Consider the following 22,404-nt stretch of genomic DNA (forward strand, 5'->3'; position numbering starts at 1 on the left):
ATCGTCTGCCATTCATTCGTCAGCAGACTATACCGCAATTCTGAAAAACCGGTTCACGCTTTTTTTGTAAGAGCTGCGGCATTTAAAACCGCATCCGCCATCATCAGCGCATCACGGTTCAGTGCAACATTATGCACCCGAAAAATATCCGCACCGCTGAGACGCAGCATAACACTGGTTGCCGCTGTTGCCGCATCTCTTTCAGCGGCAATTTCACGACCACTAACGGCACCGGTGAAACGCTTGCGGGAGGTGCCGACCAGCCATGGCAGGCCAAAACTCTGCAACTGCTCAAATCGTGCCATCAGCTCCACATTCTGCTGCGTGTCTTTGGCAAAACCAAAGCCCGGATCAAGCATGATCTGCCGCCGATCAACACCGGCTGCTGACGCGATTTCCAGAGAGCTCTCTAAAAACACATGCTGATCTTCAATCACATCAGCGGCAACGTCTCTGTCCCGTCCGGTATGCATAATCACCAGCCCGGCACCGGTTTCAGCCGCAAGATTGGCAATATCAGGCTCTTTCTGCAATCCCCAGACATCATTCACAATATGCGCGCCTGCTGCGACTGCCAATTTTGCAGTCTGCGTCCGATAGGTATCGACAGAGATCAGACAACTCGTTTCCCGCGCCAGCGCTTCAATCACCGGCAATACGCGATCCTGTTCTTCCTGCGCAGTCACAGTCGCCGCATCAGGACGGGTCGACTCGCCGCCCACATCAATAATCACCGCACCGGCATCCAGCATGGCACGGGCAGAATTCAGCGCTGCATCAAGCGACTTATGGCTCCCGCCATCGGAAAAAGAATCCGGCGTAATATTGAGAATTCCCATAATTACTGACTGAACACCCGTTTCAAGAACGCGTCCGTGCGCCAGCCGCCATTCTCGTTTTATAGGGAAACTCTTAATCATATTCGGAATTAACCTTTTAAAATTGCTTTGCTTTCCAAACCAGCCATAAGTTCTTTACACATTTCATGGACTGATAAAAGCCAATGGCTGATAACAGCATAATGCAGCAGAAGACAATTCTGCCGTAATTTGTGCTACAACCGGTAATTTCTGAGTGCTCATTCCGTGAGCGCCCGCAATAAAGGAACAGACAATGTCCGGCAAATTTCTCGCGCTTACCCTCACCGGTCTGGTTCTGTTATCCGGCACGCTCGCCTCTACAACGGCAGATGCGGCCTCAGTGACACGGAAATATCGCTATTTTCCGGTTTATGGCACGACGGCAGAGCAGTTGGACAAATCTTTGGCTAAGAACGGCCCGAAACTCAATAATGGTGGTGAAAGTCATCCGGGCGCGACAAAGATCGCTTTTGATGCCCGTGTAAAATACCGTTCCGACGGCAAATATTGCCGTGTCTCTGATGTGCGCGCCAATGTGACAGCCACTATCTCACTGCCAAGCTGGCAGAGCCGTCGCCGCGCCAGTGCCGACACAAGAATGGTCTGGGATGTGCTGGTGAAAGATATCCGCCGTCACGAAGAAAGCCATATCATCATCGCCCGCTCCCATGCTTCGGAACTTGAGCGGCAGATCCGCTCCATGCGCAATGAGCGTGACTGCGCAAAATTGCGCGCCAATGTCGACAAGATCACTGACCGGATTTTTGCCAAGCACGACAAAGCACAGCAATATTTTGACCGCGTGGAAACCATCAATTTTGAAACGCGGTTTGAAAATCTGATTACCAAAAGTCTTGAGAAACGCCTGCGGCAGCAGAAGAAATCCTGAGATAGTTTCAGACAAAGAAAAAGCCCTGCATAACAAATGCAGGGCTTTTTAATTTTAACTCGCATCAAGCGCCGACGTAAAAAGTGTCAGGCCGTGGCGAAAATGGTGATTTTTGAGAACCGGCGCGGAGCATACTTAAAGTACGTGAGCACCGGAAGCGTAAAAAATTGCCATTTGCAGACCGGCATGGCGCTTTTTCTCGCTTTTTAGCTAACGCCGAGCTTCTTCTGCAGACTAGTCGATGAAGTCGTGTACTGGAACACAACGCGTTCACCCGGGCTGACGATACGCTTGGCGGCCTGTGTCATCAGTGCGGCTTCATGGAAACCGGAAAGGATGAGCTTCAGCTTGCCCGGATACCAGTTGATATCACCAATCGCAAAAATACCAGGTTCGGAAGTTTCGAACTTCTCGGTATCAACGGTGATCAGGTTCTCGTGCAGGTTCAGACCCCAGTCTGCAATCGGACCGAGTTTCATGGTCAGACCGAAGAATGGCAGCATACGTGTTGCCGGCAGAACGGTTTCGCCGTCAGCACCTTTGATCTTCACAGCGGAGAGATCACCATCTTCACCTTCAAGGCCGGATACCTGACCGACTTCAAAGCGGATTTTACCGGCATCAACCAGTTCAAACATTTTCTTCACGCTGTCCGGTGCCGCACGGAATTCCGGACGACGGTGCACAACGGTCATGCTTTTTACGATCGGCTGCAGGTTCAGCGCCCAGTCCAGAGCACTGTCACCGCCACCAACAATCACCACATCCTGATCGCGGAAAGCTTCAACACGGCGCACGGCGTAGTAAACGCTCTTGCCTTCATAGGCTTCAATGCCCGGTACCGGCGGACGCTTCGGCTGGAAGGAACCGCCACCGGCGGCAATCACCACAACCTTGGTTTCAAAAACTTCGCCTTCATCGGTTTCCACATGGAAAGAACCGTCTTCCATACGCTCAAGCTTGGTCACCATACGGTTGAAATGGAACTGCGGCGAAAACGGCTTGATCTGTTCCATCAGCTTGTCGGTCAGCATCTGACCGGAGATTTCCGGCCATGCCGGAATGTCATAAATCGGCTTTTCAGGATAAAGCTCGGCACACTGGCCGCCCGGACGATCCAGAATATCAATCAGATGGCATTTCAGGTCATACAAACCCAGTTCAAAAACAGCAAACAGCCCGACAGGACCGGCACCGATAATGACAACATCTGTGCGGATAACTTCGCTCATATCTTCAATCTCACTGAATCATAACAGCTGCGCCAGCCATTACGATCTGTCACATTAATCTTATGCTCTGCCAGCTGTCACACAGAACATGCTCTGTAAGTGCTGCCCGCGGGAGAGTGGGGCAACATCAATACCGGAAACCCGCTGATCTCCGGCGATCCTGTGCAATGCATCTGAAAAACTCAGATGAAACAGCACCGGACAAAATTCAACACGAGTTCTATAGTCAAGTTTAATTCAAATGCCTATAGTTTTTGCCGAAATTGATTTGATTAATACCTGATCTTTTTACAGGCATGTTACGGCACTCATTCTAATGCCTGACAAAAAAACAGAGATACAGACACAAAACTGTGTTTAAACCGCTGAATGCGGAATGATATTGCGCCAAAACAAATAAATAAAAAGCGGCCTGCCTTTTATGCAGACCGCTTTAGGAACCGTAACGAATTGTCCGGACAGGTCAGCCCTGACGCTCAGGCACCTGAACAACCAGACCTTCAAGCTCGTCGCGCACGATAATCTGGCAAGACAGACGCGAATTGCCGCGCACATCATAGGCAAAGTCCAGCATATCTTCTTCCATCGGCTCAGGACCGCCAACCACATCTGTCCAGTCTTCATCGACATAAACATGGCAGGTTGCGCAGGCGCAGGCACCGCCGCATTCCGCATCAATACCCGGAATACCGTTGCGAATGGCATTTTCCATAACAGTGGAGCCGTTTTCAGCTTCAACTTCATTCCGCATCGCGCCGTCAGCAGAAACAAATGTGATCTTGGTCATGTAGTCATCCTGTAAAATGCCGGCAAAATCATCCGGTGCAGTGCAAACCGCAGCCGATAAAGCTGACACTCTGTAAAAATGTTCGTTGCAGGGCAGATACGTGCTGCAGCCAAGGAGTTCAAGCTGTAAACAGCACCTCCCTGCCCGTCTGCGTCAATTCGATCACTCAAGCACATTCCGAAAACTATGCAGCGGTGTTCGGATGAGACACATAGTAAAACAAAAAGGCAGAGCCTTTCGTCACTATATATGTTAATCATTTCCGAAAGATTGAGCGCTGTGTCACCGGTGCAGAAGCACTAATTTCTTGCCGGACTATGGCAAAATATGCCACAATTCAGGGCATATTATATTCATATCTGATGTCTGCTTAAAGATTTCCACAATTAGATAACGCTTAAAAAAGCCCGCATTTGCTTTGTTTTCAATGCCCCTACGAGTGCCGCGTTAACCTTATCTTTAAACATTTCATCAACCGCAATTTCCGTAGTTCCCATATGGCTCCGGAAGTTTTAACCTATAGACTGCGCAACGTGTCTTTGTATCTGCCGTTAAGAATTGAGCGGCAGCAACTCAGAGCATGGTTTTTGCGTATAAGTATGAGTACGGGGTAAAACGGCTATGGCACAAAATACAAAAGCGCAAAAGCTTGAGCTTGATATGGAACAGGCCCTCTCTGACGGGCTGGATCTGGATTTCAGCGATGACTTTGAGCTGGATTTGAATTTTGACGCACCTGAAGCAGAATTCTCGCTTGATGATCTGGAAAGCCAGATTTCACGCGCAGCAGAAGAACTGGCACTGGAACAGAACGGCGCTTCAACAATAGCCGCCGCTACTGCAAGCACTGCCGTTGCTGCTGCCGTCGTGAAAGGCAAAGCTGAGACGCTGGCACAGTCAGAGCCGGAAAAACCTGTTAAAGAGAAAAAAGCAGAAAAAACCGTTCTGCCTGCCGCACCGGTCACACCGGCTGCGCCTCCTGTTGTTACAGCCTCTGCCAATACCCCGGGCAGCGTGACTGTTTTACAGGCCGCAAACCAGCCGGAAGCCACAGCCCCCGTTCACAGTGCCAAATCTGAAGCAGTATCCGCACGCAGCGATGCAGAAATGCAGGCAGATCCTGTAGCTGCACGCCCTGTAGCCACTCAGGCAGCACCTGCTGCCGCAGCCTCCCCGTTTACACCGGCCAATGACGATCTGCGCAACGATAACTTGTTGCTGCGTCGCACCAATGGCCGCAATGCAAATGTGTTCTGGACTACCACAGCCATCAGCGCCCTCTGGACAGCAGGCGGTCTTACCCTTGCCCATGCGCTGAGCCCGCAGGGTCTCACCTCTTTCTCGGCAATCAAAGATTTCTTCGGCACTCCGGCCGGTATCGGTGTTGCAGCCGGTATTGCCGTGCCGGTTGTGATGTTCTGGGGCTTTGCCCAGATGGTGCGCCGTGCACAGGAACTGCAATCCGCTGCCCGTCAGATGACTGCCGCCGCTATGCGCCTCGCTTCGCCTGAAGCCGCAGCCGGTGACCGTGTTTCCACGCTCGGTCAGGCCGTGCGCCGTGAAGTTGCAGCGATGAATGAAGGTATCGAGCGCACACTCGCCCGTGCTGTTGAACTGGAAACTCTGGTTCAGACCGAAGTGCACCAGCTTGAGCGCGCTTACAGCGATAATGAAGTGCGCATCCGCGCATTGATTGCCGAACTTGGCAATGAGCGTGAGGCGGTCATCAGCCATGCAGAACGCGTACGCTCCTCGATCTCCGGTGCCCATGAGCACCTCAAGACTGAACTGTCTTCGGCCAGCGATATCATCCGTGACAATGTTCTCACCGTTTCCAGCGAGCTGACCTCTTCCCTGTCCCATGCAGGTGAAACAATGATCAGCCGCCTGAATGAAAGCGGCGCGGCCATTTCCGAGGCGATTGATACCCGCAGCACAGATATTTCAACACGCATCAGCTCTTCGGGCGGTGATTTTGTTGAAATCCTTGATACACGTATCGCCACATTGGAAGAACGTTCACGCGGTCTCACCGAGACCCTGACCGAAGCGCTGGATGCACGTACATCCAACATCGCTTCGCTGCTCGGCGATGCAACCATGAATATGGTCACCGAATTCGATCAGCGTCTGGCCAATCTGAACGCCACACTGGCCGAACGCGGTCACTCGCTGCTCAATGAATTTGAAGGCCGCGCACAGGCAATCGACAGCAGCACTGAGAAACTCAATGCCGCTCTGGAAGTCCGTTCGCGTCAGATCAATGAAAATCTGATTGCCCGTACCCGTGAGATCGCAGAAACCTTCTCCGGTGTTCGTTCGTCCATCAGCACTGTGGTTGACGAAACCAAAGACAAGCTCAACGGCGAATTGTCCGGCATTACAGATTCTGTTGCCGGTCTGCTCAATGATCGCGCCGGTCACTTCATCGCTCAGATTGCTGACAGCCGTGAATCCCTGTCATCGACACTCTCCGGTGAAGCTGACCGCATTGCAGCTGCAATGCAGCAGCACAGCCAGACGATTACAGAGCGTGGTGCCGATATTGAACGTGCCATTGCAGGCAATACAGCCAATCTCGACCAGACTGCCAGCCAGCATGCCGCCATTCTGGAACAGCGCACCAATGATATGCGTGAAGCGATGGCTGCCCATAATGCCAAGCTCAACGATATTTTTGCGGAAGAGGAAGGCCGTTTCGAAGGCCGCACTTCTGCTCTCAAGAGCTCGCTCGACCAGCAGCATGCGGAATATGCGCGGGCACTGGATGAGCGTAATCAGCAATTCTCTGACAGCCTGCAGAATAACAGCGCTGCTGTCAGCTCGCTGCTGAATGAACATATCAATACTGTCGGTGATCGCGCCTCGCAATTGCAGGCAGCAATGCTGAGCGGTTCTGAAAGCCTTGATGCCAATCTGCGTCAGCACAGCGATACGCTGGTACAGCGCACTGTTGCCCTGCAGGATGCTGTTGCCAATGCAACCGGCGTATTGCAAAGCTCGTTTGACAATCAGACCGGTATTATTGAAGAACGCACTTCCACCATGGAACGCGCTCTGAGCATCGGTGTGGACAATGTTCGTAAATCGCTGGAGCAGAGCGCTTCGGTGGTTGCCGGAACACTGCGTGAGAAAATCACAGAAGCTGCCGGTTCCCTCACCGCAGAAGCTGCCAAGGCCGGTGATGCACTGCATGGCTTTGGTGAAAACTTCAACGACCGCCTGATTGAAAATCTGGCCGGTACAGAAGCCCGTCTCGGCGAACGCGCCAGCCAGATTGCATCCGGTCTGGAAGCGATTGAAACCCGCCTCACCGGCGAACTCAGCGGCATTGAATCGCGCATTGCGGAAACCGCATCGCGTACCAGTGACGTGCTCGGCTCCCATAGCGAAGCTTTCAGCGCCCGTGTTCTGGAAAACCTGTCCGGCACTGAAGCCCGCCTCACTGAACGTGCGGAAGCCATTGCTTCCGGCATCAATGATGTAAGCAACCGTCTGACCGGTGACCTCAGCGGCATTGAAACACGGATTGCGGAAACCGCTTCCCGCGCCAGCGATGTTCTCGGCTCCCATAGTGAAGCTTTCAGCGCCCGTGTTCTGGAAAACCTTTCCGGTACCGAAGCACGCCTGACTGAACGCGCTGATGCGATTGCGATGGGTCTTGGTGAAATCGGTTCGCGCATTACCGGTGAACTTGGTGTGATCGAAGCCCGCATTTCCGATGCGACACAGAATACCTCTTCCACGCTGGAAGAACGTACCCGTGAGCTGAATGCGGTTCTCGCAGCCCGCTCGCAGGAAATCACCCGTATTCTGGCCGATACCGCAGAACCTCTGGTACAGCGCCTTGCCGATAGCGGTCAGGGTCTTGCAAGCCAGCTGGAAGAAGCAACCCATGCAGCAACCGACCGCCTGCGTTCGGAAAATGCAGCACTGGTCAATGCACTGGCCAGCCGTACGGCTGAGACCATCTCTGCGGTGCAGGAAGCCAAGTCCAGCCTGTCCGATGGTGTTGGCGGCCTGATTGATCGTCTGGCAAGCTCCAATGCGGAACTTGGTCAGCTGATCGACAAAGCCACGCTCAACCTCAACGATATTGATACACGTCTGGTTGAAACAACGTCGAACTTTGCTGACAGCACCAACAAGGCTGCGCAGATCTTCTCCAGCTCCAGCGTTGTGATCGATAATAATATCGGTGCCCTGCGCTCGCTCTCCGGCAATACGCTGTCGCAGATTGCGGATATCGCCAAGCGCTTTGAAGATCACAGTGCGGTTCTGTCCCGTGCATCAGACCTGATCAACACAGCTCAGAATGGCCTGACTGACACATTGTCCGACCGTCAGGATGCTCTGGAACGTCTGTCTGCCGGTCTCCTTGCCAAATCTGAGAACATTGAGAAAGTGATGCAGGGCTTTGAAACCCTTGTTACTTCTGCTCTGGAGCGTACAGAAGGCCGCACCCGCAATTCGACCGAACAGCTGCGCGCTGCCATTTCCGAAGTTGTGGAACAGGCCAGCCAGAAGTTTGCAACAGCAACGGATGAAATCCGCCGTTCGGCCGCTGAAATCCGCGGTGAACTGGATGCAACCCGTGGCGAGCTGAAGCGCGGCGTATTGGATATGCCGGCGGAAGCCAAGGAATCCACCACTGCAATGCGCAAGGCGGTTTCCGAGCAGATCAATGCGCTGAAAGAACTGGCATCCATCGTCAACAAATCCGGTCGTCTGGTCGATGTGGGCGACAGCCGTGCAGACCGCACTATTGCTAAACAGACAGCCGCAGCGCAGCCTGCTCCGGCCTATGTTGCACCAGTGGTCACGCAGACTGCGGCTCCGGTACAGCAGCCACAGAGCTACACAGTTTCCGCAGCACCTGCTCCACAGGAAAGCGCACGCGGCGGCTGGGTTTCCAATCTGCTGGCACGCGCTTCCGCAGATGAGGAAACAGCTTCGGCACCGCGCAACCAGAGCAATGTAACACCGCAGCGTTCAGCCGCCCATGTGGTCGACAGCCTGAACTCCCTGTCGGTTGATATTGCCCGTGCGATTGATCATGAAGCATCGGTAGAGCTTTGGGATCGCTATCGTCGCGGTGAACGCAATGTCTTCACCCGCCGTCTCTACACTCTGAAAGGTCAGCAGACTTTTGAAGAGATCAAACGCAAATACCAGATGGATGGTGATTTCCGCCGTGCGGTAGACCGCTATATGGATGACTTCCAGCGCCTGCTGGAAGATGTTGCCCGTAATGATCGTGATAATATGGTCACCCAGACCTATCTCACATCCGATACAGGCAAAGTCTACACCATGCTGGCACATGCATCGGGTCGTCTGCGTTAACCGGATACCACATTCAGAAAGGCGGGATTTTTCCCGCCTTTTTTATTTTCTGACGACCCCTGACAAAGCGTCTCAGCTGCTCATAATTTTACCATACCGCTCTTGCCAAATGACGGGGCAGAGCTTCTATAGTGAGTTCTACAGAATTACATTGCGGCATGTCATTTACTGCTCTCAAGCATATATACCGGAGGAACTATGTCTCAGACTGCACCGCGCTATCCAGATACCCAGCTTTTGATCAACGGCGAATGGCGCAATGCGCAAAGCGGGCGTACAATTGATGTGTTCAATCCGGCCACCGGCGAAGTCATCGGCAAGGTTGCCCATGCTGAGAAAGTTGATCTCGACGCAGCACTGGATGCCGCTGCCAAAGGCTTTAAAATCTGGAGCGCAAGCTCGCCATTCGACCGTTCCAAATTCATGCGCCGCGCGGCAGATTTGCTGCGTGAGCGGGCAGATGCCATTGCGCCGATCCTGACACTTGAGCAGGGCAAGCCGGTAACGGAAGCCAAAGGCGAAATCCTTGCCGGTGCAGATATTATCGACTGGTTTGCTGAAGAAGCACGCCGCACCTATGGCCAGATCATTCCGGCACGCGCTGCCGGTGTATCGCAGATGGCATTCAAACTGCCGGTCGGCCCTGTAGCGGCCTTCACACCATGGAATTTCCCGATCAATCAGGTGGTGCGCAAGCTCTCCGCTGCCATTGCTGCCGGTTGCTCGATCATTGTCAAAGCACCGGAAGAAACACCGGCCTCACCTGCCGAACTGATCCGCGTTTTTGTTGATGCCGGTATTCCGGCCGGTGTGGTCAATCTGGTTTATGGCGTACCGTCAGAAATCTCCGAATATCTGATCCCGCATCCGGTGATCCGCAAAATCTCGTTCACCGGCTCCACACCAATCGGCAAAATGCTGGCCGGTCTTGCCAGCCAGCATATGAAACTTTCGACCATGGAACTCGGCGGCCACGCACCGGCGATCATCTTTGACGATGCCGATGTGGAAGGCGCAGTTAAAACACTGGCTATGTCCAAATTCCGCAATGCCGGTCAGGTTTGCGTTTCGCCGACCCGCTTCCTCGTGCAGGAAAAGGTCTATGAGCAGGTCGTTGAATCCTTCACTGAAAAAGCCAAAGCCATCAAAGTCGGCAATGGTTTTGACGAAGGTGTGCAGATGGGGCCGCTGGCCAATGAACGTCGTATCCCTGCCCTTGAATCCCTGATTCAGGATGCCGTGGACAATGGCGCGCGTCTGATGACCGGCGGCCGCCGTATCGGCAATGTCGGCAATTTCTTTGAGCCGACCGTGCTGGCCGATGCACCTAAAACCGCACGTATCATGAATGAAGAGCCTTTCGGCCCTGTGGCTGTCTTCTCATCCTTCAAGACACTGGATGAAGTGATTGATGAAGCCAACCGCCTGCCATTTGGTCTGGCGTCCTATGCCTTTACCCGTTCCGCTGAAAATGCACGCGAACTGGGCATGCGCATTGAGGCTGGCATGACAACAATCAACCATCTCGGCCTCGCACTGCCGGAAGTGCCGTTCGGCGGCATCAAGGATTCCGGTTATGGTACAGAAGGCGGCTCAGAAGCGATCAATGCCTATCTGACCACAAAATTTGTGACCCATCTGGTTATCTGACATTATTTTATTGCCAGACATTACGCCCCGCCGGTGATCACACCGGCGGGGTTTATTTTATCCTCATGACTAATAAAATTATTCAGAATTCGTTTGATCTTTCAGATTGTTGCGTTACGCTCCTGACCGCGCCGGCCAAAAACAAAAACACGGCCGCGTGAATGAGGGGAACTACAGCATGACACTGATGACAACAGTCAAAAAACACAAGCTGAACAAGCTCGCACTGGCACTGGCATTCAGCACAGCTTTAACAGGCTCGGTATTGATGAGCGCAGCCAATGCAGCCACACCGGCGGATACGCTGGTGATCGCCATGGCGACCGATGATGTGATTTCGCTGGATCCGGCGGAATCCTTTGAAATTACCACCGCAGAAATTCTGGCCAACAGCTATGGCCGCCTGCTGCGCACAGACTATAAAGACCCGTCCAAGCTGGTTGCAGATATTGCCGAGAGCTGGGAAGTTGCCGAAGACGGCAAGACTTTCACCTTTAAAATCCGCAAGGGTCAGAAATTTGCTTCCGGCAATCCGATTACCGCACATGATGCTGCTTTTTCGCTGCAACGCGCGGTGAAGCTCGATCAGAGTCCTGTTTTCATTCTCAGCCAGTTCGGCCTGACCAAAGACAATGTGGATGAGAAAGTCTTTGCCAAAGATGATGACACGCTGATTTTCACCTCGGAAAAAGCCTTTGCACCAAGCTTTGTTTATAACTGTCTGACTGCCACAGTCGGCTCTGTTGTTGACAGCAAGCTGCTCAAAGAACATGCCAAGCCGGTCACACCGACTGCGGATTCCAATGCAGATAATGATTTCGGCCATGAATGGCTGAAGCGTAATTATGCAGGCTCCGGCGCTTATGCAATCAAGGACTGGCGTCCGAATGAAATCATTATGATGGAGCGCAATGAGTCTTATGATGGTGAGAAACCGCCGCTCAAGCGCATTATCTATCGCTATGTGAAGGAAAGCGCGTCGCAGCGAATTATGCTGGATGCCGGTGATATTGACATTGCCCGCAATCTGGAACCGGGTGATCTTGAAGCCATCTCCAAAGATGAGCGCTTCCACACCGCCAGCGCGCCGAAAGGTACCATCTATTATTTCAGTCTCAACCAGCAGAACGAGACATTATCCAAACCGGAGGTTCGTCAGGCTGTAAAATATCTGGTGGATTACAGCGCTATTCAGTCCACCCTGATTAAAGGTATCGGCACGATCCATCAAAACTTCCTGCCAGCAGGTATGCTTGGTTCAACGGACGAAAACCCGTTCAGCCTTAATGTTGAAAAAGCCAAGGAACTGCTGGAAAAAGCCGGTCTGAAAGACGGTTTCACTATTACCATGGATGTACGCAACACACAGCCGGTCACCGGTATTGCAGAATCCATTCAGCAGACTTTTGCCAAAGCCAATATCAAACTGGAAATCATTCCGGGCGACGGCAAACAGACACTTACCAAATATCGCGCACGTAAGCATGATATTTATATCGGCCAGTGGGGCATCGATTACTGGGATCCGCATACCAATGCCGATACATTCGTGACCAATCTGGACAATAGCGACAATGCGGTTTCAAAAACCAGTGCATGGCGCAATTCATGGGAAATCCCTGAACTGACCCAGAAAACGCTGGCCGCTGTCATGGAAAAAGATGCAGACAAGCGCGCACAGCAATATCTGGATCTTCAGAAAGAGTTCCGCGATACCAGCCCGTTCACCATGATCTATCAGCTGAACGAAGTGGCGGTTGTGTCCAACAAGGTGAAAGATTTCATCATTTCACCGGATACCAACTATGTGCTGAAAGCCTCAAAAGAATAGCCAACAGAAACGGCCGCAGACTTATATCTGCGGCCGTTCTCATATCCTGTTGCTAAGAGGTTGCCTTTTAGCGCACAACCAGAATAGCCGTTTTGGTATGTGTCAGCACTTCACTGGTCTGGCTGCCCAGCAACAAGCGGCCGATACCGCGGCGGCCATGGGATGTCATTACAATCAGATCAACATCACTGTGCTGGCTGAAATCGATAATCGCCTCGGCAGGCCAGCGCTCATCAATATGTTTCAGCGTGGCAGTAATACCGGCTTTCGTAGCCGCCTCACCGGCTGCTTTGAGAATATCCTGCGCCTGTCGCGCCTGATTTTCATTATAGATTTCGATATCTTTCGGACTGGCAATCCAGCCTGCGCTGCTGGCAGTTGCCATCATCGGAAACGGCTCGGTCACAGTCAGAATAGTCACTTTGCTTCCAAGTTTAGAGGCCAGTTGCAGCCCCTGTTCCAGACCTTTTTGTGCAAGCTCAGATCCGTCCGTAGCAATCAAAATATGCTTATACATTATGCTGTCCCTGCCCCGTTAAATGACCTGTCTTCAGTGAAGCCGGAGCCAAAGCATCAGTAAACCTCACGCTGAAGCAGATTTTATCTTAAAACGCATAATACCATGTGTGAAGCCGGATTCCGCACATAGAGATCAACAAAATAGCGCAAAACGGCAGAGATCCAAGAATTACCGGCAATTACAACTTAAAATAATAAAATATTGTGATACCATCATTTCAGTAACATGGTAAAATTATCATGTTACTTCAAAGATAATAACTTTGAAGAAGGTAGACTTTATTCCGGAAAGGTACTCAAACGCTGCAGGAGAAATAAAATGAAACTTATTTCTAGAATTTACGATCATTACGGCTCTGCAAAACAGGTCGTGCATAATCTTGAGGCTGCAGGCTTTCCTCACTCTGACATTGTCATTGTCAGCCGCAAATTTGCGGAAGAAGATACAACCATGTGCGATGAAATCGTCAACTATGCCGGTATCGGCACTGTGATTGGCGGTATTGCCGGTTTGATTACAGGTTTCGGCTTGATCGCGGTGCCGGTTGTCGGCTCTGCGGCTTTAACTGCCGGCTGGCTGGTTGCCGCTTCAATCGGTATGCTGACCGGCGCGGCCATAGGCGGCATTATCGGCAGTGTTATCAGCTCCTTTGCCTCCCACGGCATCAGCAAGGAAGATGCCCGCCTGTGCATTGAAGCTTCCAAGCTCGGCAATACGATTGTCAGCCTGCGCCTGAAAGGCGGAGCCGGAAACCTCACTGAAACACAGGTCAGCCAGATTATGGATGTTCAGGGGGCAATGACAGTCGACCAGTTCCGCGACCGTATCCAGCAACAGCGCAATGCGAAAAATGCGGGTTCCTATACAGGAAAACCGGTTCACCGCACGTGAACTGACAGCGCGACTATGCTGGCTGAGCTTGACGTGATGCCGGTATAACCGGCATCAGATAATGAATAGGCTATCCTTTTTTATGGAAAGCCTCCGGCAAGCTCATCGCATTTTTCTGGCTCGTAAACAGCACGGTCGGATCAATACGCCCGACACCACGATAAGGGCTGGTATGGATCGCCAAAATCCACATACTCATTGTTGCAGTCACAATATAAATGGCGAGCGCTTTGCGCCCTGCTTTCGGCCGATCCGCATGAACAGAAGCTATAACGACCAGAGTCAAAACGGTCAGGAAAAATACCAGATACCACTTGTAATGATTGACAGAGCTTGATCCCAACGCAAGGCGCGCATTGCGGGCATCCTGCATTTCATCAAAATCCCGCACCATCTGCGACATCAAAGCCCCCGGTATATCGCCGCGTGCAAGGCTGATCATCGAGACACGGATATTCTGCAACGCCTCCTCAACCGCGCGGGCGGGCTGAGTGTTGTAGCCTTTATGCCATTCCTCAGAAATCACTGTCACACGGTAAACTGTGAGCGCCTTGAGCAAAACCGGATCATTCAGAGCCTCCGGCCGCGCCATACCGATCAGACGGGTGATAGATGAGCGTTCTTCGCTAGCGGCCTGATCTGCACGGCCATTCACCGTCCAGATATCAGCAGCGACAAAGCCCAGCGCCAAAGCCCATGCCGTTGCAATTGTACCGACAAATGCTGCGATCGGCAGCGTCAGAATATCTTTCGATGCCTGTCTTGCGAAAATGCGCAGAAACACCAGTCCGACTGCATAGAAAATGATGCCACAAACACAAAACAGCAAGAACATCAAAGCTGGTGATATACCGAACAAATGGTGCATTCTGCCCCCTCCGAGCAAATAACGCGCAAACTATATTTTAAAAAGTCCGGAGTGCTTTTGCGCTCTCTTCACTGTTTGCACAATATACTGCCGTACATTAAATAACAGTTCAATGCCAGAGCATGTCTCGCAAAGGTGGGGACTGATTTGAGTACCAAGCCATGCGTAAAAACAAAGAATATCTCATCCCTTTTTATCCGGCATAACCGGCTTGCTGACGCATATAATCTCGCGGAGAACTGCCGAGCATACGCTTGAACATTGTCGTATAGGCCGCAGCACTTTCATAACCGGTATCGAAGGCAACCGATGTAATCGGCTCACCGGAAGCAAGCTTTGGCAGTGATGCGAAAATACAGGCCTGCTGACGCCATGTCACAAAACTCACACCGGTCTGCGCACGGAACAGCCTTGTAAAAGAACGGCGGCTCATACCCATTTTCTCTGCCCAGCTGTCAATATCCGCAGCCGGATCAGGCGCTTTTAAAAATGCTTTGCACAATGCAGCCAGTGCCGGCTTTTCCGGAAACGGCAGTCCCAGCTCACGCACCGGCAGGCGCTTAATCTCATGGAGCAGCAGGTCAAAAAGCAAGCCACTGCGCTCATCATCCGCATCAGGTTTTTGCAGCTTCACTACCTCTGCGAGCAGGCTGCGCACCAGCTCATTAACCGACAACACGCAAGGATGACCGCTATGGTCATAGTCGCGCATATAGACCGATTGCATTTCAACACCGGAGAACATTTCAACCCGATGCTCGATACCGCGCGGAATAAGCAAAGCATGATCCGGCGGGATCATCCAGCGCCCGCGCTCAGTTACAACCAGTGCAACGCCTGAACGCGCATAAAGAAACTGCGTTCGGGAATGGCGGTGCATCGGGATCAGCAAGCCGCCCGGATATTGTCTGGCAAGGGCTACAACCGGATCAGCGGCATGTTCGATCAGATGAAAACCCTGCGAAATCAGTGTATTTATATCATCAGGACTATTTAAATGCATGATTTGGCCCAGTTAAGAAACTTTACGTCCTTAGCACGAAAGCAGGCCAGAGAAAAGCGGACTAAGCAGAATGCTGCCAGTCAGAGAAAAATCAAAAAGCGGCATCCGGTCAGATAAGGTACAGAGCATCATCTTTATCCGGCGCTGAACGCTACATGAAATATTGACCTCTGACTTACAGAAAGAATGCATATATCCGGCTGACGCCGGACAGCGCGTGACTTCAAAAAAAGGCATAACATATCCGGAGCACTTGCAATGACGACCGTGACCAGCCAGTCACCAAAAATAACTGAAGCCACAACTGTTTCACTGATTGTGGTTGTCAGCTTCTGCCACATGTTCAACGATATTATGCAATCGCTGCTGTCAGCGATCTATCCGTTGATTAAAACCAATTATAATCTGGATTTCCGTCAGATCGGCTTCCTGACCATGACCTTCCAGATCACGGCCTCCCTTCTGCAACCGGTCATCGGCATTATCACCGATCGCTGGCCGATGCCTTATTCTCTGCCACTCTCCAGTGTCAGCACATTCACCGGTCTTTTGCTGCTCGCCAATGCCGACAGCTATACGGTACTGCTGATCGGCTCCAGCCTGATCGGTCTGGGATCGGCGATCTTTCATCCAGAGGCTTCACGTGTGGCGCGTATTGCCTCCGGTGGTCGCCACGGCTTTGCTCAGTCCCTGTTTCAGGTCGGCGGCAATTTCGGCTCCGCACTCGGCCCTCTGCTTGCCGCTTTCATCATTCTGCCAAATGGTCAGTCGAGCGTTGCATGGCTGGCAATCATTGCGGTTTTCGGCTTTATCGCGCTCACCCGCGTCAGCCGCTGGTATGCTGAAAAACAGCGTCAGAGCAAAAACAAACCTGCTGCAGACCGCACTCTGCCGCTGCCGCAGGGACGCGTGATGTTCGCCATTCTGGTTCTGGTGCTGCTCACCACGACCAAGAATGTGTATATGGCCAGTATTTCCAGCTATTTCACCTTCTTCGTCATCGAGAAATTCGATGTCACGGTACAAAATGCCCAGCTGATGCTGTTCCTGTTCCTCGGTGCATCGGCAGCCGGTGTTTTCATCGGTGGCCCGATCGGTGACAGAATGGGCGCCCGTTTCGTCATCTGGTTCTCGATCCTCGGCGTTATTCCTTTCGCCCTAATGATGCCTTATGCCAACCTGTTCTGGACCTGTGTTCTGGCCGTTGTCATCGGTATTATCTTCTCCTCGGCATTCTCCGCAATTGTGGTCTTTGCACAGGAGCTGGTACCGGGACGTGTCGGCATGATCGCCGGTGTATTCTTCGGCTTCGCATTCGGTGCGGGCGGTATCGGGGCTGCATTGCTTGGCGATTTCGCCGACAGCCACGGCATTGAATATGTCTACTGGCTGTGTTCATTCCTGCCACTGCTCGGCGTGCTGACAATCTTGCTGCCGCGCCTGCCGAAAAAAATGGCCGCATAATCGGCCTAGAAAAGAGAACGGGGAAGACCTTGCGGTCTTCCCCGTTTTTTTTATCTCAATCATTATTCCGGAGCACACTTTTCCGTCGGGACCTAATCGCCGGAAAAGCAAAAACGGGAACCGCCGCCTGCTCCTGAACAAAGACCGGATATTATTTTTTGATGCTTTCCAGCAGCTCGTCATAGGCCTTGCAGGCTTCATTCATATCAGTGGTACCCTGATATTTGGTCTGCATTTCCTGCGACTTTGTCATAATTTCCTGAGCGCGGCTCGGATCTTTCGTCAACACTTCCTGAATTGCAGCAGTTAAGTCTGTTGCTTTCTTGGTCAGTTCTTCCTGCGTGCAGGCAGATGCTGCGGAACTTGCAGCAGCAGAGATGAGCAGTGCAGAAAAGGATGCAGCAACCAGTGTTTTGAATTTCATAGAAGTATCTCTCTTTATGATCTGTCGATAAACGAGCAATATTTTATGCACCGGCAGCTTATGTTGGTGTTTTTATCTTTCAAAATAACAAATTATTTTCAGTTAAAACAAAAACCACCTGCCAGTGACAATATTTCCATTTCTGCCGAAAATGGATTATAGAAAGCAACAGGACTATGGGGGGAGCAATATGTTGCGAGTGGTGTTTTTGTCTGTTGCGGTACTGGGTATGACGACGAATGTCTGGGCACAGCCCATAGATACATACTGGGCACGCTTGAGCAAACAGGATCATTACAACTCATCAGGCGTGGCGCTGAACTCCGCAGCCACGATTATCCGTCAGGATCGCGCCAATTTTTACATTTTTGGCAAAATGGATCCGGAAGATGAATCCGACGTGTTTTTCAACGACAAGGCGAACCGCGCAAAGCTGGAGAAAATGCTTTCCGAAGGCTCACTTTCCGACCGCGACCGCGCAATTATTGAAAACGGCACACCGCTGATACGCGTGGATATTCATCCTGAACATGTCGAAGTCACTGTCGCGCAGGACTAGAGCGTGTCGCGTTTAATTGCACGCGCCCTAAACAGATTTCAGGTCTTTCCAGAAATAGATCGTACCGGTCAAAGTGCCGAAAGGATCGAGAGCGAAATCCGGCACCTCGCCGACCCGCTTAAAGCCCAGCCGCTCATAGACTGACACTGCAAGACTGTCGCTTGCCGTATCAAGCATCAGATGTGTGCGGCCATGCTGCAATGCCAGAGCTTCCGCAGCCTGCATCAGCAATGTTGCCACACCACGCCCGCGACAGGAGACAGAGGTCATCAGCTTGCTGATCTCCGCACGATGCGGCTGGTTCGCGGTCTGCACCAGAACCAGACTGACTGTACCGGCAAGCTTCTCACCGTCAAAAGCACCGAGAATAATCCTCTCTCCGCTCTGCGCAGAGCTCATCGCACCCTGCCAGAATGCCTCTGCCGTTTCCGGCTCAAGAGGATGCATGAAGCTGACAGAGCCGCCGCTGGCGACTGTTTCAACCAGAAGATCGCGCAGCTGTGCGATATGTATATTATCATAAGGCAGAGGTTTAATTTCGAAGCCAGTCATAACCATCAGCTTTCACAAGAATGAAAATCCGCATAAATTATTTTGAGCGTGTTCCTGCTGTAAACAGCATAAATTACTAGCTTTAAAAAAAGCAATAAATATTTGAATTATCTAATTTAAAACAGAGCCAATATGCTCTCAAAATAAAAAAGCAATTTAAAAAACTTGCCCTCATAATCGGGCAAACTTGCTGGTCATAATTAGGAAAGCTGCTTAAGAGCAACCTTAGCAATGGTCTGGGGGCTGATGTGTATCAAATTCTTTTAAAAGCAACATTCGTGACTGCCATGGTCGTCGCGTTGAGCCAGATATTTTCATTCAGCATCCGTTATGCATCCGGCCAGCCCTTCACTGCTTTTGTTTTTCTGATGAATTCAATCATGCCTGTACTGACCGGCTTTCCGATCAGCATGTATATTTTCATACAAAATGCCAAACTGAAGAAGACATCAGACGAGCTGACTGAGGCTAACAGGCTGTTGCAGATACGCGCCGACACCGACAGCATGACCGGTCTTCTGAACAGAAACGCTTTTCTCGAGCAGGTCAAACACGCCAACAAAAACTGCACGCAAGCAGCATTGCTGGTGATAGACGCCGATAATTTTAAAAACATCAATGATCTTTACGGTCATCACGCCGGTGACAAAGCTCTGACTGCAATTGTCAACGCGCTCCGCTCGCCATTGCGGGTGGATGACCTTATCGGCCGTATCGGTGGTGAAGAATTTGCCGTATTCCTCAGCAATACCGATATGGCTGAGGCGCAGAATATTGCTGAGCAATTACGCAAGAGCGTTGAGGCAATCAATTTCATGCCCCTGCCGGATCAGCCTTATCCGCTGACAATCAGCATCGGCATCGCCCTTTCCTCCGGCATTGTGACCACCGCACAGCTCATCCGCATGGCAGATCAAAGCCTGTATCAGGCAAAAGCAAACGGCCGTAATCAGGTGGTACTCAACCAGCAAAGCCTCGGCCAAAACCGCAACACCACCGGTTAAGACGATTATTAGCGCACGGACATATCAAGCCACAAAAAAGACCGTTCGCAATGTCTGCAGAACGGTCTTTTTCGTTTGAGTGCTAGTGAAAGTGCTTATTCAAGCCCGAGAAACTGAAACGGTTCTGTTTCCTTAAACTGCTCATTCACATTGCCGGCAAAGACATTGGTCTGATTTTCACCCAGATCGAGCTTTTTGACCTTACCGGTCTCAGCGGAGAAATCCATGCCTTTCAGATCGACCCAGAATGTATTGGGTGTGAGTGCAGACTCAAAGAAATAGAGTTTGCGCTTCTGATCGGCCACAGTTCTCCAGCGTGTAGAAGAGATATTCGGCTGATCCGGTGTGGTAATACCATATGGCACCGACACATTGCGAATAACGCCAAACACACTTGCCAGCGCCACATCCGGATTTTCGCTCTTCGGAATGGCATTAATATAGAATGATGCGCGGGCAAAACGGTCTGCGGCACGATTGGTGCCCGGCAGCATGACTGTGCCGCCGATCTGCTGCCAATAGCTGTTCAGTGCCAACTGCTGGTCAAAAGTCGGGGAATTCGTCATGACCTGATATTTACGGTTGTGATGAATAACCTGCTTGCCGTCGATATATTCGATAATTGCGCTGTCACCGCTCGCATCGGAAATGGCCAGATGCAGCGTTGCCAGTCTGCTTTCACCCGGAACCTTATCGGTAACAATCGTATAAGGCTCGGTCTTCAGCGCGGCGACGGCCTCTTCCACCGTTGCATAATTATCAAGCACATATTGCGCCCATGCCGCAATTGTCAGGCCGGGCTTATCTTTTGTGAATTCCGGATATTCGGACTCTACCAGCCACAAAACGCTGGCAGAAAGCCCAACTTCATTCATACCGTCTGTGGTTGCAATATCATAACCCGAAGCGATGACGCTGCCATATTTCGATATCCACTCAATCGAGTTTTCACCGGCCTCGCCATTCCGCTTCATGCCCTTCGGAAACAGCCAGAGATTGGTCGCCACATCCACTTTCCAGTCCATGGAACGAGCCGTAATCACATCATCATTTGCGCCCTGATAGACGACACGCGTGCAGGCTTCCGCAATCAGCGGCGAAGCGAATAAGGACAATGCAACTGTTTTAGCCACAAGCGCGGAACGAACCGCTTTACGGTGCAGAAACATCAGAAAACCCCGCTTTTTGAATAAGATCAGAACCGCATGGACAGGCCGAGAACCGGACCGTGCTGCACGACATCCCATTTAAAGGTGTGGCCGGTAAAATCGTCACCCTGATAATCCTGCGACAGAACGCGGTAGCCAATGCGCAGATTGGTCGGGCGGTCAAACAGGAAAGTCCGGTAGCCGAGATAGGCCTGTGCATTCACGCTGAGTTTGGAACCGACACCGAAACCGCCGATATCAGCCTCACCGGACAGGTTCCAGCGCTCGTTCAGATCAGTTTTCAGACGCACACCGATAAACGGGTCTGTCCATTCTGCTTTTTTGGTGACACTGAATCTTCCGACAGCAAGATCAGCTTTGATCTTTGTCCAGCGTACACCCACTGTCGGCTCGACTGTAAAACGCTGCGGATCGTTGAAAACGGTTACGCCGCCCAGTTCCTGCTCATAAACGCGATAGAATGCACCACCGGCAATCGAGGTTGTCTTCACATTCAGAGCCAGCTCATTGGCGAACAGGTTTTCATCCTGTGTGGTGGAAACATATTGACCGTCGATATAAAAACCCAGCGGGCCTTTAACAATCTCAACATTTCCCATCACCGCCATATCAAGATTATCAAAAATCTCGGAGAACGGGATATTCACATCCGTATGAATACCGGCCAGAGCAGATTTACCTTTGAGCGAAGCACCCCAGACATAAGGACTGACGATAATCTTCCAGCCATCTTCGGCAATATATTGCGGCTGAGCCACATCGGCAGCCATTGCGTTACACATCATAGCCAGACCGGAAAACGCTGAAGTCGTGAGAAGTGCAATATTACGCATAAGCAGGCATGCCCCTTGCCGATAAATTAAGAATCTATTGAGAAAATAGATGATTATGGCAGCGGGTCAACTTCCGTCCGAAGTATTCAGCCGGCATTTCCAATAATTAACATATAAGACAAAAATAAATTGAATAGGCGGATTAAAAAAGCTGCAACAGCAAGCAATGTTCAAACGGTTTTTATTTCCAGATCATAGACCAGCACACCACCTGTACCGCCCTGCGCCGCAGCTACAATTTTCGCGCCGGTTTTCTGATGTTCAGGATCAGCAAGATAGGCATCACGGGACGCAGCATCAGCAAAATCCACGATAAAACCTTCCGAATAGTCTTTATCCATGCCGGTTTCAGGGCTGACACTCTTACCAAGATGCACGGCGAGGAGCCCTTTTAAGCGAAATTTTAATGCCGCGATTTCTGCAAAAATCGCATCCTTCTCAGCCTGTGAAACCGATGCTTTAAAGTGAATGAAAACACAGTGACGGATCATAAGGGCTCCTAGAGCATTTCACAGTCAAGTT

At 51.3% G+C, this 22,404-nt stretch carries 19 protein-coding genes and 1 pseudogene; 9 read left to right on the forward strand and 11 right to left on the reverse strand.

From position 1 onward, the window contains the following. Nucleotides 1–53: 53 nt before the first annotated feature. Complete coding sequence (folP, locus tag LDL70_RS08245) at nucleotides 54–920, reverse strand: dihydropteroate synthase (RefSeq protein ID WP_225684818.1); 867 nt, start codon at nucleotides 918–920, stop codon at nucleotides 54–56. Between the two features lie 193 nt (nucleotides 921–1,113). Between folP and LDL70_RS08250 the strand changes: the two genes are divergently transcribed. After that, nucleotides 1,114–1,749, forward strand: a complete 636-nt coding sequence (locus LDL70_RS08250) for a DUF922 domain-containing Zn-dependent protease (protein ID WP_221719678.1) — start codon at nucleotides 1,114–1,116, stop codon at nucleotides 1,747–1,749. 206 nt (nucleotides 1,750–1,955) lie between these two features. Here LDL70_RS08250 and LDL70_RS08255 read toward each other — a convergent pair whose 3' ends face one another. Both LDL70_RS08255 and LDL70_RS08260 read right to left on the reverse strand, forming a co-directional pair. Next, nucleotides 1,956–2,981 (reverse strand): NAD(P)/FAD-dependent oxidoreductase, encoded by a 1,026-nt coding sequence (locus LDL70_RS08255; RefSeq protein WP_225684819.1) that lies wholly within the window; start codon nucleotides 2,979–2,981, stop codon nucleotides 1,956–1,958. Between the two features lie 463 nt (nucleotides 2,982–3,444). Beyond that, a complete protein-coding gene (locus LDL70_RS08260; protein WP_028233614.1) occupies nucleotides 3,445–3,768 on the reverse strand; it encodes a 2Fe-2S iron-sulfur cluster-binding protein in 324 nt (107 codons plus the stop codon). Nucleotides 3,769–5,340: 1,572 nt separating this feature from the next. Here LDL70_RS08260 and LDL70_RS18055 point away from each other — a divergent pair. From LDL70_RS18055 to LDL70_RS08275, 4 genes and pseudogenes are all read left to right on the forward strand, one after another. Next, nucleotides 5,341–6,648: pseudogene (locus LDL70_RS18055) on the forward strand (kinesin); the annotation flags it as partial. Then, complete coding sequence (locus LDL70_RS18060; RefSeq protein WP_370637819.1) at nucleotides 6,640–9,114, forward strand: hypothetical protein; 2,475 nt, start codon at nucleotides 6,640–6,642, stop codon at nucleotides 9,112–9,114. The pseudogene LDL70_RS18055 and the gene LDL70_RS18060, both read left to right, overlap by 9 nt. 198 nt (nucleotides 9,115–9,312) lie before the next feature. Beyond that, nucleotides 9,313–10,764, forward strand: coding sequence for an NAD-dependent succinate-semialdehyde dehydrogenase (locus LDL70_RS08270; RefSeq protein WP_225684821.1), 1,452 nt, complete (start codon nucleotides 9,313–9,315; stop codon nucleotides 10,762–10,764). Between the two features lie 187 nt (nucleotides 10,765–10,951). Beyond that, entirely contained in the window at nucleotides 10,952–12,595 is a 1,644-nt protein-coding gene (locus tag LDL70_RS08275) for an ABC transporter substrate-binding protein (RefSeq protein ID WP_370637820.1), read from the forward strand. A gap of 67 nt (nucleotides 12,596–12,662) precedes the next feature. Here LDL70_RS08275 and LDL70_RS08280 read toward each other — a convergent pair whose 3' ends face one another. Further along, nucleotides 12,663–13,112 carry a universal stress protein gene (locus LDL70_RS08280; RefSeq protein WP_075654927.1) on the reverse strand — a complete coding sequence of 150 codons (450 nt, stop codon included), beginning with the start codon at nucleotides 13,110–13,112 and terminating at the stop codon, nucleotides 12,663–12,665. 321 nt (nucleotides 13,113–13,433) lie between these two features. On the opposite strand from LDL70_RS08280, the gene LDL70_RS08285 reads away from it, so the two are divergent. Beyond that, entirely contained in the window at nucleotides 13,434–14,006 is a 573-nt protein-coding gene (locus LDL70_RS08285) for a hypothetical protein (RefSeq protein ID WP_022711693.1), read from the forward strand. 70 nt (nucleotides 14,007–14,076) lie between these two features. Here the strand turns inward: LDL70_RS08285 and LDL70_RS08290 are convergent, their stop codons facing one another. After that, nucleotides 14,077–14,874: a hypothetical protein gene (locus LDL70_RS08290; protein ID WP_022711694.1), complete on the reverse strand. Its 798-nt coding sequence runs from the start codon at nucleotides 14,872–14,874 to the stop codon at nucleotides 14,077–14,079. 193 nt (nucleotides 14,875–15,067) lie between these two features. After that, nucleotides 15,068–15,877 (reverse strand): helix-turn-helix domain-containing protein, encoded by an 810-nt coding sequence (locus LDL70_RS08295; protein ID WP_022711695.1) that lies wholly within the window; start codon nucleotides 15,875–15,877, stop codon nucleotides 15,068–15,070. Between the two features lie 258 nt (nucleotides 15,878–16,135). On the opposite strand from LDL70_RS08295, the gene LDL70_RS08300 reads away from it, so the two are divergent. Continuing rightward, complete coding sequence (locus LDL70_RS08300) at nucleotides 16,136–17,341, forward strand: MFS transporter (RefSeq protein ID WP_075654926.1); 1,206 nt, start codon at nucleotides 16,136–16,138, stop codon at nucleotides 17,339–17,341. Between the two features lie 151 nt (nucleotides 17,342–17,492). Here the strand turns inward: LDL70_RS08300 and LDL70_RS08305 are convergent, their stop codons facing one another. Beyond that, on the reverse strand, nucleotides 17,493–17,765 hold the full coding sequence (locus tag LDL70_RS08305; protein WP_075654925.1) for a hypothetical protein: 273 nt from the start codon (nucleotides 17,763–17,765) through the stop codon (nucleotides 17,493–17,495). 190 nt (nucleotides 17,766–17,955) lie between these two features. Between LDL70_RS08305 and LDL70_RS08310 the strand changes: the two genes are divergently transcribed. Next, nucleotides 17,956–18,324, forward strand: coding sequence for a hypothetical protein (locus LDL70_RS08310; protein WP_022709434.1), 369 nt, complete (start codon nucleotides 17,956–17,958; stop codon nucleotides 18,322–18,324). A 27-nt stretch (nucleotides 18,325–18,351) separates the two neighbouring features. On the opposite strand, the gene LDL70_RS08315 is transcribed toward LDL70_RS08310, so the two are convergent. Further along, entirely contained in the window at nucleotides 18,352–18,876 is a 525-nt protein-coding gene (locus tag LDL70_RS08315) for an N-acetyltransferase (protein ID WP_225684822.1), read from the reverse strand. 248 nt (nucleotides 18,877–19,124) lie between these two features. Between LDL70_RS08315 and LDL70_RS08320 the strand changes: the two genes are divergently transcribed. Beyond that, on the forward strand, nucleotides 19,125–19,880 hold the full coding sequence (locus LDL70_RS08320; RefSeq protein WP_225684823.1) for a GGDEF domain-containing protein: 756 nt from the start codon (nucleotides 19,125–19,127) through the stop codon (nucleotides 19,878–19,880). Nucleotides 19,881–19,975: 95 nt separating this feature from the next. Here LDL70_RS08320 and LDL70_RS08325 read toward each other — a convergent pair whose 3' ends face one another. The 3 genes from LDL70_RS08325 to LDL70_RS08335 form a co-directional block, all read right to left on the reverse strand. Continuing rightward, nucleotides 19,976–21,049 carry a linear amide C-N hydrolase gene (locus tag LDL70_RS08325; RefSeq protein WP_225684824.1) on the reverse strand — a complete coding sequence of 358 codons (1,074 nt, stop codon included), beginning with the start codon at nucleotides 21,047–21,049 and terminating at the stop codon, nucleotides 19,976–19,978. Between the two features lie 26 nt (nucleotides 21,050–21,075). Then, nucleotides 21,076–21,882, reverse strand: coding sequence for a hypothetical protein (locus tag LDL70_RS08330; RefSeq protein ID WP_075654921.1), 807 nt, complete (start codon nucleotides 21,880–21,882; stop codon nucleotides 21,076–21,078). A 170-nt stretch (nucleotides 21,883–22,052) separates the two neighbouring features. Then, entirely contained in the window at nucleotides 22,053–22,373 is a 321-nt protein-coding gene (locus LDL70_RS08335) for a Dabb family protein (RefSeq protein ID WP_225684825.1), read from the reverse strand. Between the last annotated feature and the right edge of the window lie 31 nt (nucleotides 22,374–22,404).

Source organism: Pseudochrobactrum sp. XF203 (assembly GCF_020341615.1).
Classification (GTDB): domain Bacteria; phylum Pseudomonadota; class Alphaproteobacteria; order Rhizobiales; family Rhizobiaceae; genus Pseudochrobactrum; species Pseudochrobactrum saccharolyticum.